Source organism: Lysinibacillus sphaericus OT4b.31 (genome assembly GCF_000392615.1).
Classification (GTDB): Bacteria; Bacillota; Bacilli; order Bacillales_A; family Planococcaceae; genus Lysinibacillus; species Lysinibacillus sphaericus_B.
On sequence record NZ_KB933438.1, the window covers coordinates 1 to 332 of the forward strand.

General features: G+C 40.4%; 1 protein-coding gene. It reads left to right on the forward strand.

Going from position 1 to position 332, the window contains the following annotated elements:
* Nucleotides 1–24: 24 nt before the first annotated feature.
* Nucleotides 25–332: hypothetical protein (locus H131_RS22625; RefSeq protein ID WP_155242540.1), on the forward strand; the 308-nt coding region annotated here is incomplete at its 3' end.

Here is a 332-nt window from a genome sequence, read left to right on the forward strand (position 1 = left end):
AATAATCTATCGAAGAGTAAAATGGTGAAGAAGTTTAAGCGGACTGCCAAGAAAGTAGTACTTGCAGCGAAGCAGGCGGCAAAGAAAACCTCTACCAAGGTAAAACAAGCCGTGAAGGAAGTAAAAGCGAAGGTGAAAGAGACAGTCGTGCCATTAAAACCTTCGAAAGGCAAAGTAGAAAAAATATCCAAAAAAGTCGGTAATAAAATCCAAGGAGAAGCTGAATTAGCGAAATTCTTTGACGAGTACCTTAAAGACCGAAAGACGGTTGGACCAATAGGAAACAAGTATTCAGTTCAGGATGGCAATCCACTGACAACTTTACAGGACAA